Genomic DNA, 11,475 nt, shown 5'->3' on the forward strand with positions numbered 1-11,475 from the left:
GCACTTTAACAGTAATAATTAGAACTTAGCTCTAATACCAACATAGAAGCGCTGACCGATAGGGTCATAAGTACCCGCATCAGTTTCTGTGCCAGTGTCATTACCTGATATACCCGTTAGGATACGTGGTGCTTCGTTATCAAGTAAGTTATCAACACCACCATATAGCTCGTATTGCTCAGTGATGTAGTAAGATAGCTGGATATCGTGATACACCTCACTGCCAATACCGATATAACCTGCAGGTAAACCATCTGGCGCACTGTCGCTTACAAGGCCAGCTAAGAATTGATCATCAAAGTCAGCTGCGCCAATATAGGTCATTGACCAGTTGAAACTGAAATCATCGACGTCATAGCCAAACGTCCAGTTTGCTTTGTGCTCAGAGTAACCAATTTCTCCCGCCCAGTTGTCCTTATCAGCACCTGGTAATGGGATATCGTAACCATCAATTAGGTAAGTATAAGCTAGACGCGACTTGAACATACCCGGACCTAGGTCAGTTGAGTAAGTTGCAGTTAAGTCGACACCCTCAGTTGCGGTACCACCACTGTTTGATTGGCCTGAATCGATAAACTCAATAGAGCCCGCACTGTTATTACCAGCATTCGTTGGACGACGTGTTATGAAATCACAGAAGCTTGTATCACCACCGCCATAACATTGATCAAGAATGAATTGACGAGGAGTTGATACGATTGCATCTTCGATTTCAATATCGAAATAGTCGATAGTGATATCTAGGCCTGAGATAATATTCTCAGGAGTTAACACGATACCGACCGTGAAAGAGTCACCCACTTCCTCGGTAAGCTCAGTATTACCACGGTTGAAACCACTGATACCTTGAATATCAGATTGATTCAGTGTGAATTCACCGTTTTCAGCGATGTTCGCTGCTACGCCAGCATCAGCACGGCATGCATCTGCTGCTGCGCCGCTTGAAGAAGCAGTGACACCATTACAAGGGTCGATAAGGTCACTTGGGAAAGTCTGGCTAGGTGGTGAGTACAACTCATCGATGTTAGGAGCACGAGTTGAACGAGCGCGCGTTGCACGAACACGCACACCATCAACGACTGTCCAATCTAAGCCCACGTTCCAGCTTTCAGTATTGCCTACTGTAGAATAGTCAGAAAGGCGCACTGCTGCTTTGAGTGACAAGCTATCTAGTACAGGAACGTTCGCTTCAACATAATATTCGGTAACGTCAAACTCACCCTCTGTAGCAGGAATAGCATTACCTGCGTTCAAGCCAGCTTGCTGCAGGGCATCGAACTCACTGCGTGAGAACTCTTCACGGTACTCTGCACCGAACGCCACACCAACATAACCAGCAGGCAGTTCAAATAGCTCACCAGTGAAGTTAGCACCAATAATTTCCTGCTCTACTCGCGTTGACAACATACTTGGCGCTTTAACATAGTCGAATGCGTCGCTAGTGATTGAGTTAAAACCAAATACATTAATTGGTGTACACCCGAAACCACGTGCTGTCTCATCAAGACAGATTGCTTCGTCTGTAATGCCATCGCCATCCAGATCTTGGGTATCTGTAACCGCTTCTAATGCATAGCGGAAGTTTTGCACGTTAACTAGGCCATTAGAAACTTGGTTTTCTTTCGTTTTGCCGTAGATGTAATAAGCATCATAGTACCAGTTATCACTGATTTGGCCTTCAAAACCTGTAGTAAAGCGGAAGGTATCACGATCAGCCTGATAGCCTCGGTTACCAATGTCAGCTAGACGCTTAGCGAAGAAAATATCCCTCATACCATCGCCATCAGTGTCTGTAGCGCTGTTATAAATGGCATCTGGAACATATGGGTTACGCAGAAGCTCACCGTTTCGCATAAACTCAATAGGTACCCGACCATTGCTGTAAATATCATCTGATGCGAACGGGAAAGGCTCGAGTTCAGTTACCGATGTTGTCGCTGCATAGGTCGCTTCGTAAAAGAACTTATGGTTATCATCAAGCTCATAACTACCATTGGATGCGAAAAGGTAACGTTCGGTTGGGATCGCAATAGTACGACGTCCAGAACGGTTAAAGCCATCGGCAGGACCGTTATCACCGTTGGTGTCAAAACCTTCTTTTAAGTTGTTGTTTTCATCAAAAGTGAAACGTGTATCGCCAGCATCAAAGCGACCCTGAGGTGAGAAGCTTGAGTAGTAAGGGCGGACATATTCAAAAATTGAACCTGGGTTTTCATACGGGTCGTTGAAATAGATAGCCGAAATTTGGTCAACAGCTGAGATATCACGATCACGTGAATATACTGCACCCTGATCAGAATAACCGAGGTGGAACATAACTTGACCTGCACCATCAGAGGTTGTTGTTCCGGTTGTTACAGAAAACTGCTTCTCAGTGTTGTCACCCTCTGCAGATTCTCCATACTGACCTTCAAACTCTATACCTTCAAAATCATCTTTGAGCACAAAGTTAACAACACCAGCCACAGCGTCTGAACCATATACCGAAGACGCACCACCGGTCATAATTTCTACGCGTTCAACAAATTGCGCTGGGATAGTATTTAAATCGACAGCCGAGCTGCCAGGAACACCTGAAACGTAGCGACGACCATTAACTAGCACAAGGGTACGCGCTGTACCCAAGTTACGTAGATCGACAGTAGCAACACCGCCACTGGATGTAGAGAAGTTAGAGTTAGTTCGACTTATTGCTGGAGTACCAAAGGTTGGATTTTCCATTAATAAGTCTTGTAGGTTTAGAGTACCAGACTTATCAATACTGGCACCGTCAAGTACTTGAATCGGTGAAGCTGACATTGCTTCGGCTGAACGAATCCGCGATCCGGTAACCTGAATACGCTCTACTTCTTCAACACCTTCCTCAGCCGCATAGGATAAACCAGAGTATGCACCTAAGCTAGCCGCACAGAGTGCCAACTTTATACCTGTTGATAATTTACTATAGTTCTTCATTTTGTTTTCCCTGTAAGGTTTCCATTATAGAGATATAATAAAAACAAACCTAATATTATGTTCACCTTGATATAACAAGGTGAACATAATATTAATCACAAAGAATAAAAACTCAACATTCACATAGCGTTACAAGCCTTATCAAAATGCCAAAAGCAGAATAATAAAAGCCAAATATGTTAAATTAATGAGAATAAACCTTTAATTTTCGATTTTTATTTACAAAAAGAAGGAGTTTATAAATAGTTCGCGTGGATAGGTGTTTTTTAAGCAACAATAAAAATTTTTAACCTCACAATGTTGCTGAATTGATAATAAAATGAGCACCCCCCATCATTGAGGGGCATATTATCGCGGCTATTCTAATAATCTCGGCGATACTTCGCAGCGTCGATAATGGCCCACACATAGGCAATTGCAGCGATGATACCCGGTACAATCAACCACCACAGTGCCGCACCACCGAAAACAAAAATCGCAAAAAGCAGCGCGGCTAAGATGCGACCTTGAACAAGTTGTCCTAACCCAGGGAAAAACACGTTACATAGCGCCGCAATGACATTACCACCAGAGCCTTGTCCTGACATAATTACCTCAATATATAGTTAGTTTCTCTTTTACTTATCAAGTTTCAGGCCAAGTAAAAATAGCCTTATTTTCAATAGGTTAAAAATAAACGCTTGGATAACAAAAGCATAATTTAGTTGTTCATGCTAAAAGTTAGCCTTTTTTGCTGACCATGAAATATGTTAATACAGGTTCATTCAGAATAAAAATACATCATCAGGCTATGTTAACAACATTATCTCGTCCACTCGCAGCGCTAGTGGAAAAGTACTTACCCGACCCTCTTGTTATAGTGATCTTGCTTACATTCTTAGCGATGTTCAGTGCTTTGTTATCTACACCTCACTCGCCAACTGCCATATTGACTATGTGGGGAAGTGGCTTAAGCAACCTACTGAGCTTTGCAATGCAGATGTTATTGGTGTTAGTCAGCGGCTACCTATTGGCCACAACGCCCGTTGTATCAAGGTACTTACATGCCGTGGCGCGGCGATTAAAATCACCTGCTTTAGCAGTTATAGTAACAACCTTTGTAGCTATGCTAGCAAGTTGGATTAACTGGGGCTTTGGCTTGGTCGCTGGTGCATTATTTGCCAAAGCCGTGGCACAATACTGCCGTATCGACTATCGCGTCTTAGTAGCCAGCGCTTACTCTGGGTTTATTGTTTGGCATGGTGGGCTCTCTGGTTCTGTGCCATTGACTATAGCGACACCGGGACACTTCAGCGAAAGTGAAATTGGTCTCTTACCCACGAGTGATACGCTATTTTCAACCCTAAACCTGTCTTTATTGCTGGGATTATCTATCTTACTACCTACTATCAATTATTTATTATTACCTAAGCCTCAGCACAGCGTTTATGTAGACCGTACACGTTTACAATCCAAGGATAAAACTGTAAAGCCGCCAGCGAAAGGAATAGACCACGCTCGTTGGCCGTGTGTTGTAGTTGGCTTACTGGGTCTCAGCTACCTAGCTCATTTCTTTGTGTAACAGCAGGGCGGGCTTAATCTTAATGTCGTTATTGCGCTGTTTTTATTTTGCGCTTTTTTACTACACCACAGCACACACTCTCTGCTTGAGCATCTGTATGAGGCTGTTCGCAGTGGCAGTGGCATTGTTATCCAATTTCCTTTCTATGCAGGGCTGATGGCCATAATGAGTGAGAGCGGGCTTGCTGAGAATATATCGGCCGCACTGATGTCTTTAGCGAATAGCCAAACGCTGCCTCTTTTAAGTTTCTTGAGCGCTGGATTGGTCAACATATTTGTCCCCTCAGGAGGAGGCCAGTGGGCGCTTCAAGCACCTCTTGTTATTCCTGCCGCACAAGCGTTAGAAGTCCCTATCGCTTCGGTTGCTATGGCTGTCGCTTGGGGAGACGCTTGGACTAACCTTATTCAACCTTTTTGGGCTATCCCTGTACTGGCGATTGCTGGGTTAAAAGCAAAAGACATTATGGGCTTTTGTATCATTCAATTACTAATCACTGGTGGCTACATCAGTGTTATTTTGCTGACAGTGGCATAAAGCAATACAAAAGGATGGGTTTTTAGATGATTACCAATAATTCTCGTGTCATTTAGTTGCAGGGCTTAGCAACCACTTCTACATTACAATAAGGGATTAGAGGGAGAATGGATGAAAACCTACACGCAAGCCAATCTGCAACATAAATACCGTGTTGCCATCGTCGACGACTCACCAGCCATTTTAGTGGTGCTGCGCGCGGTGTTTAATGAGCTAGGTATTGAGGAAGTGTCTACATTCGATGACGCTGAGTCGGCCTATGCGGCGATCGAAAAAGCACCTAGTCTTTACGATATTGTGTTAACAGATCTGAACATGCCCGGCATGGACGGTATGGCTTTTATGCGTAAACTCGGGGAGCTCAAATACGGAGGAGCTGTTGTCATTGTATCCGAGATGCATCCAGAGATCATTGCCCTTGCCGCACGCGTAGCTAGGCAGCACCAAGTGCATTTGTTGGGAAATATAGAAAAACCCGTGCACTTGCATTATGTTGAGCACCTAATTCAGAAACTTGAATGTTTACATGCTTCTTCTAGAGATCCTTTGCGCACCGTTTCTGAAATTGCTCTTTTAGACGCCATTAGTCACAGCCGTGTCCTTCCTCTTTACCAGCCCAAGCGACACATTAGTAACGGTAAAGTGGTGAGCCTAGAAGTGATGTCACGCATACTTCCCCGCTATCAAGATAGTGATTTCATGCCTGAGTGCTTCGTTGACGTTGCTCGTGACAATGAGTTACTTAACTTATTGACCTTTCAGCTAATTGAGAAGGCTGCCAAAGATTTAAGTTCTTTTCGGCACGCGTATGGCTCGCACCTAAAATTGGCAATTAATCTCCACCCTTGCCAGCTCGCAGACCTTAGTTGTCCTGACAAGTTAGCGTTAATATTATCACTTAATCAGCTTGCTCCAGCAGACATCTTAATTGAAATGACAGAGCATCAGCCACTTAATGATAAGCATATTCTAGAGACCATTAGCCGCTTGAAGATGCGTGGATTTGAGCTTTCTTTAGACGACTTCGGCAGTGGTTTTACTGAGGAGGAGCAACTGAGGAGTTTGCCACTTGATGAAATCAAAGTGGGACAACCTCTCATTTCTCATATTGAACGCGACAATTTTGCGCAACAGATAGTCTATCGCTTGGATGATTTGGCCAATGACCGCAAGTTACGCTTATGTGCCGTTGGATTAAGCAGCACGCAGGAGTTAGACTACTTAGCTCAACGCTTTCCACATATGTATGTTCAAGGGCCACTGGTGTGCAAGCCGCTTTCTCGAGAGGATTTACTCGTCTGGCTTGAACAACAAACAACACAAGCTAGCAACTGAGTGAACCCACCTTTGAAACAGTTGTTAACAATCTAAGCGTGCCAACTACTGTTTATTGAACCAACATTCAGATATTCTTCTTTCCTAGGCTGCCCCCATGCAGCCAGAGAATAATGCAAAAACTTCAACTTTATCGTAAAGTATGGTTGAAATTTGTTCCCATTGAGCAAGCTGATAATATTGAATGCAGTCGCTGCTGTCTGTTTGATTCTAGGTGTATTTGAATGTCGATTAATGTATTACTTGTTGAAGATGATGAGTTGCTGGTAAAGCGCATAGAGAATCACTTCACGGGCACTGAGTTTACTATCCATGTAGATACTACGGGTAGTAATGCTTTGCCTATGGTTCAGGCCTCACAAGCAACTGGCCAGCAGCCGATTCAACTGGCCATTGTCGATATTGTACTACCAGAGCAGGATGGCCTGATGCTGGCCAGAGAGCTGACTACCTTGACAGAAATCGGCGTTATCGTGCTCTCAAGCCGAGACTCACAATCCGATCGTATTGCCGGACTTGCACAAGGCGCAGACGACTATATTTGTAAGCCTGTCGATTTGTTAGAGCTCGAGTTAAGAATGCGTGCGGTTTATAAGCGCTTAAACGGCTCGGCAAGTCAAGAAGACTCTACCGAGTACATTGAATATGCAGATTTCAAGCTTCATCCAGATAATCGCACTCTCGTTACCGCAACAGGTGAGGAGATGCGCCTAACCGAAGCCGAGCACAAGGTGCTTATTTGCCTAATTGCCAATGCTGGCAAGGCCACATCACGGGAAAAAGTATCGGAAGAAATAGGCCAGCCAGATTGGAGCCCAACCGATAGAACGGTAGATGTTCTTATCGGCAGGTTACGCAAAAAGCTAGGGGATGAAAAAGAGCAAAAACGTATTGTCACTGTTCGTGGCAAGGGTTATATGCTCTCTTCTAGCTAAAAAATGAGCTGCCCTTTTTGATAAGCCGCTAGAGTTTGCTCAAAAGGCTGTTGCGCATAAGACTGATCTTCTGCTTCACTCAAAGCCTGTTCTTGGTAGTCGATCGCCTCATCAAAATTACCTAACTTCGCGTGGGCGGCCGCTAAATAGGCGTACGCTAAAGGATGATCGGTCTCATCACTGACCTGCTCCGCAAGGGCAATAGCATTTTTGAGCTGTGCGCCATTATCCGAGTAGCGAACATACCACCCAGCTAACTCTCGCATCGCGATTAACTCACCCTGCTTAGCGGCCTCATTAAGCCAGTAGCGAGCTAGCTCTAATTGCTCTCGTTGCCCTGATGCTTGCGTAAGTAAACAGCGACCAAGCTGGAGCTGAGCACGACTATGCTGGCGCTCGGCGGCTTCGAGTAGCAATCGTTGATTACAGTTAATACCGAGTTGATAAAGCATATCGCTATGCCCAGCTGCCGCTGCTTTGAGCTGCCAATAGCGCCATTGCTGCTCCTTCTCTTTATTAACCAAAGGTTTTACATCAGCGTAAGCTACTACGCTGTGGTTCTCATAGCTCGCCTGTTGCTCTTGGTTATTGTAAAAAAACCGTGCTAAATACCAGTTGCTATCACCCAACAATCCCTGCTCTGCACCCAGTGACCACTGACTCATCACTTCCCGCGCATGCTCGTCTAATTGACTGGGGATATCAATATGCTCAAAAGCCGACACTTCTTGAACACGCCCCTGATTATCAACGTTCACTAGGTAGTTGAAATTATAGTAACTGGGGTCAATCGTTTTTGTAGGAGTAAAATCAGGCTGTGTAATCGAATTAAAACGGACCATTGGCGCTTGCTTTGCCACAACTTGCACGTTGCTATCCACTGGCCATAACTCAGGTTGATAATCGAGTACTCTTAGCAGTTCAGCCAACTCAGCTTGAGCATCAACATCTCCACGCCGGGCTTGCTGTAATAAGTGTTGCTGCTTGGTACGTAACTGCTGCATCACCTCGCTATCAGGTGAGCCACTAAACACCCCTCGTATAACCGCATTATGAAATACTTCACCTGAATAACTAAAGCGTGTTTCATCCAGCTTTTCGGCAATACTTTGTGCGAACTCTGGTGCAGGGTAGCTGTGCAGTAAAATATAATCTCTCGGAATACCTTGACTATCTATATCAAAAATATAGCTCGCGACACCAGGGACTCCATCACTCTTTAGTCCGCTAGGGTATTCAGTGGGTGGATTAATGCGTTTGCTTGGTGCGGGGTTATATGTCAGTGCACGGCTTAGTTCATAGCGTACAGTGGCGCTACCTTGACGACCAATCTCGGCAATCAGCTGCTGAGCTAGGCGCTGTGCCCGTTGTAATTCATCACTGCTTAGACGCTTAATAACAGACTTTCGGGCCTGTTGCGCCATTTTGAAATCGTTGGCCATCGCCACAGAGAAATATGCATACGCTTTAACGGGGTCGGCCTTAACACCTTGACCACGTAGGTACTGTACAGCTAAGTTGAATTGGCTGCGACCATCGCCTAACTCGGCCGTCTTTTCAAAAAGAGTAAAGGCGCGTTGATAATCTTGATTTAAATACAGGTCCATCGCTTCATTGGCATTACCCCAGCTTAACATGGGGGCAAGCGCTACGGTTAAAATCCACGCTTTCATTGTTCACTCCTAGCAGTTCTAAGCGCCAATGTTAACAGCTGGTAAATAACCGCGCAATGGCTATTCCCCAAGCCGAGCCAGTAGACGTTCAAAGGCACGGTAGCTTAGCGCTTCTTTAATATGCTCTACTTGGATATTCGTCATCGTATTCAAATCGGCAATAGTTCGGGCTACTTTTATCACACGATGGTGCGAGCGCGGAGATAACTGTAAGCGCTCACTAGCTAGCGCCAAATATTCATGACTTTTCGCATCTAACCGACAGTGTTGGCTGAGCTCTTTATTGGATAATAAGGCATTCACAACCCCTTGGCGCTGCAGCTGGAATTCATAAGCTTGCTCAACGCGCTTCCTGACAGTAGCACTTGACTCTTGTTTACTGTCTTTCAATAACTCAGTGCTAGGGATTCTTGATAACTCTATCTGTAAGTCTATGCGGTCAACAAATGGCCCAGAAATACGAGACAAATAGCGGAGCACTTGCTCAGGATTGGCTCTTTTGTCGGTATGGTGTCCTGTTGGGCTTGGGTTTAACGCTGCAATAAGTTGAAAGCGCGCAGGGAACTCAACTTGAATCGCCGCTCTAGAGATAGTGACGACACCTGTTTCCATGGGCTCACGCAGACTATCAATAACTTTGCGCTCAAATTCTGGCAACTCATCAAGAAACAACACACCGTTGTGTGCCAGTGATATTTCTCCGGGCTTTGGCTTTGATGAGCCGCCAACAAGGGCTACTGCTGAGCAGGTATGATGTGGAGAACGAAAAGGTCGCTGCCGCCAGCTCGCCAAATCAATATTGTGTCCTGAAACCGAATATACGGCTGCGGTCTGTAATGCCTGCTCGGTTGTCATCCGGGGCATAATCGTTGCCATGCGCTGCGCTAACATTGATTTTCCAGTGCCAGGAGGGCCTGTAAACAAGACATTGTGTCCGCCGGCAGCAGCTATCTCAAGTACACGTTTCGCCAACTCTTGGCCCTTCACCTCACTAAAATCAACTGGCAGTTCAGGGCTGGCATTAACCATCTCGGACTGTGGCAGGAGCAAAGGTAGCGACTGCTGATTATTGAGGTCTAGCCAAACTTGGTGCAGTGAATTTGCACATTTGCACTGCGCATCAGCGACAAGTTCAGCTTCCCTTTCATTTTCTGAACTCAAATATGCTGTACGCTGCGCATTTTTCACCGCCATCATTGCCGGTAACACCCCGCGTACAGGCCTTAACTTACCATCTAACCCAAGCTCAGCTAAAAACTCACAAGCCAAGGGTTGCGACACCGTTAGCTGCTCTGAGGCGATAAGTATACCTATAGCGATAGCCAAGTCATAACGGCCACCCTCCTTAGGTAAGTCAGCGGGGGCTAAATTCACCGTTATTCTTTGACTGGGGAACACAAAGTGACTGTTCTCCAATGCGCTGCGTACCCGATCTTTGGCTTCTTTAACCGAGGTTTCAGGAAGCCCAACTATATTAAATGCGGGCAACCCGGAGCCAAGATAGACCTCAACCGTCACTTGTGGTGTTTCTATACCGACTTGAGCACGAGTAAATACATGAGCCAGTGACACATCCTTGTTCCTACACTAGTTAGTTCTCTATACAGTTTAGTTGTGATAGCGGAAAACATGTAAGCTTAATTGCCATCTAATAGCGGCAAGGCGCACCATCAGTGTCGTCAGCCCGCCAATCCACATAGCAAGCTGTTGGTTTATTTCCATACTAACTAGTTGTGCATACAAGCCAGCCCCAATAGCACAGGCAATAGCATAAAGCGGCCCCTTAAGCAGCATAGGTACTTCTCTTGCTAACACATCACGAATCATACCGCCAAAACAGCCAGTCAAGACTCCCATGATCACCGCCGTCATCACTGGCACCCCTGCTCCCAATGCCTTTTGCGCGCCCATGATTGCAAAGAAGGCTATCCCCAGCGCATCTGCCAATTGCAGTAAGAAATGAGGAAAGCTTTGGCGGATATTTAACCACACTATAGTTATCGCCACTGTCACTAATATGGTTATAAAGTAGCTAGTGTCATGCACCCAAAACACTGGCATATCGAGAATGAGATCTCGCAATGTACCGCCGCCTATTGCTGTGACCGAAGCGAGTACGATAACACCAAAGCCATCCATTGATTTTTCGTGCGCCAACAAAGTGCCGGAAATAGCGAAGACTGCGACTCCTAGCAAGTCAAACCAATGATAGAGTTCTCCCATTTCTCAATACTCAATTGCTCTATAGTAAACAGTAAGATAGCACCCAATAGGCGCCCCGCGAAGGAAGAATGGTATATTTGGTTGTAGGTCGGGGTTTTACCCTGACTAGATGCTGCAAGGCTGAAGCCTGGCCTACAGGTGTGGGGGGTTCTGGTGTTCCGCTCTGTTGTGGGTCAGGGTTTACCCTGACTAGGGTGACGCAAGGCTGAAGCCTGGCCTACAGGCATAAAAAAACCCGCTGCACTGGTGCAACGGGTCT

At 45.6% G+C, this 11,475-nt stretch carries 7 protein-coding genes and 1 pseudogene; 3 read left to right on the plus strand and 5 right to left on the minus strand.

The features are described 5' to 3' along the window. Positions 1-18: 18 nt before the first annotated feature. Together MHM93_RS06650 and MHM93_RS06655 are read right to left on the minus strand one after the other, a co-directional pair. Positions 19-2,955 (minus strand): TonB-dependent receptor, encoded by a 2,937-nt coding sequence (locus MHM93_RS06650; RefSeq protein WP_022946692.1) that lies wholly within the window; start codon positions 2,953-2,955, stop codon positions 19-21. A gap of 362 nt (positions 2,956-3,317) precedes the next feature. Beyond that, complete coding sequence (locus MHM93_RS06655) at positions 3,318-3,542, minus strand: hypothetical protein (RefSeq protein ID WP_022946693.1); 225 nt, start codon at positions 3,540-3,542, stop codon at positions 3,318-3,320. 203 nt (positions 3,543-3,745) lie between these two features. Here MHM93_RS06655 and MHM93_RS06660 point away from each other — a divergent pair. From MHM93_RS06660 to MHM93_RS06670, 3 genes and pseudogenes are all read left to right on the plus strand, one after another. Further along, positions 3,746-5,050 (plus strand): annotated as a pseudogene (locus MHM93_RS06660) (TIGR00366 family protein). A gap of 111 nt (positions 5,051-5,161) precedes the next feature. After that, positions 5,162-6,385, plus strand: a complete 1,224-nt coding sequence (locus MHM93_RS06665; RefSeq protein ID WP_239448445.1) for an EAL domain-containing response regulator — start codon at positions 5,162-5,164, stop codon at positions 6,383-6,385. A 224-nt stretch (positions 6,386-6,609) separates the two neighbouring features. Further along, on the plus strand, positions 6,610-7,320 hold the full coding sequence (locus MHM93_RS06670; protein WP_045980468.1) for a response regulator transcription factor: 711 nt from the start codon (positions 6,610-6,612) through the stop codon (positions 7,318-7,320). Here the strand turns inward: MHM93_RS06670 and MHM93_RS06675 are convergent. Genes MHM93_RS06675 through MHM93_RS06685 form a run of 3 tightly spaced genes read right to left on the minus strand, consistent with a single transcriptional unit; the run spans position 7,317 to position 11,216 of the window. Continuing rightward, on the minus strand, positions 7,317-8,993 hold the full coding sequence (locus tag MHM93_RS06675) for a hypothetical protein (protein WP_239448446.1): 1,677 nt from the start codon (positions 8,991-8,993) through the stop codon (positions 7,317-7,319). The genes MHM93_RS06670 and MHM93_RS06675 overlap by 4 nt on opposite strands. A 60-nt stretch (positions 8,994-9,053) precedes the next feature. Then, positions 9,054-10,565 (minus strand): YifB family Mg chelatase-like AAA ATPase, encoded by a 1,512-nt coding sequence (locus tag MHM93_RS06680; protein ID WP_239448447.1) that lies wholly within the window; start codon positions 10,563-10,565, stop codon positions 9,054-9,056. A gap of 36 nt (positions 10,566-10,601) precedes the next feature. Continuing rightward, complete coding sequence (locus MHM93_RS06685) at positions 10,602-11,216, minus strand: trimeric intracellular cation channel family protein (RefSeq protein WP_045980470.1); 615 nt, start codon at positions 11,214-11,216, stop codon at positions 10,602-10,604. Between the last annotated feature and the right edge of the window lie 259 nt (positions 11,217-11,475).

Source organism: Pseudoalteromonas sp. MM17-2, from assembly GCF_022347945.1.
In the GTDB taxonomy this organism is placed as follows: domain Bacteria; phylum Pseudomonadota; class Gammaproteobacteria; order Enterobacterales; family Alteromonadaceae; genus Pseudoalteromonas; species Pseudoalteromonas ruthenica.

Coding starts and splice junctions, on each gene's coding strand:
- MHM93_RS06650 (WP_022946692.1), bottom strand. CDS start 2,955: ATGAAGAACTATAGTAAATTATCAACAGGTATAAAGTTGGCACTCTGT.
- MHM93_RS06655 (WP_022946693.1), bottom strand. CDS start 3,542: ATGTCAGGACAAGGCTCTGGTGGTAATGTCATTGCGGCGCTATGTAAC.
- MHM93_RS06665 (WP_239448445.1), top strand. CDS start 5,162: ATGAAAACCTACACGCAAGCCAATCTGCAACATAAATACCGTGTTGCC.
- MHM93_RS06670 (WP_045980468.1), top strand. CDS start 6,610: ATGTCGATTAATGTATTACTTGTTGAAGATGATGAGTTGCTGGTAAAG.
- MHM93_RS06675 (WP_239448446.1), bottom strand. CDS start 8,993: ATGAAAGCGTGGATTTTAACCGTAGCGCTTGCCCCCATGTTAAGCTGG.
- MHM93_RS06685 (WP_045980470.1), bottom strand. CDS start 11,216: ATGGGAGAACTCTATCATTGGTTTGACTTGCTAGGAGTCGCAGTCTTC.